The sequence below is a fragment of the Pseudomonas sp. 50_B genome, from assembly GCF_017491625.1.
Classification (GTDB): domain Bacteria; phylum Pseudomonadota; class Gammaproteobacteria; order Pseudomonadales; family Pseudomonadaceae; genus Aquipseudomonas; species Aquipseudomonas danubii.
In genome coordinates this window covers 1-225 of the sequence record NZ_JAFGYX010000236.1, presented here as the reverse complement: position 1 = coordinate 225, position 225 = coordinate 1, and the positions used below count along the sequence as shown (strand labels likewise).

Annotated in this window: 1 protein-coding gene; it reads right to left on the bottom strand. The window is 63.1% G+C overall.

The features are described 5' to 3' along the window. Positions 1-225, bottom strand: a 225-nt coding sequence (locus tag J5M73_RS31770; protein ID WP_207817083.1) for an amino acid permease, incomplete at both ends; no start/stop codon positions are given.

Genomic DNA, 225 nt, shown 5'->3' with positions numbered 1-225 from the left:
TCACCGCGGCCGGGGTGTTGCCCTCGCCGAAGATCGGGAAGAAATAGCCCAAGGTGCTGAACAGCAGGACGAAGTAGCCGACGTTGCCCAGCCAGGCGCTGATCCAGTAGCCCCAGGCGGACGAGAAGCCCATGTAGTCGCCGAATCCGGCCTTGGCATAGGCATAGACTCCGGAATCCAGCTCCGGCTTGCGGTTGGCCAGGGTCTGGAAAACGAACGCCAGGG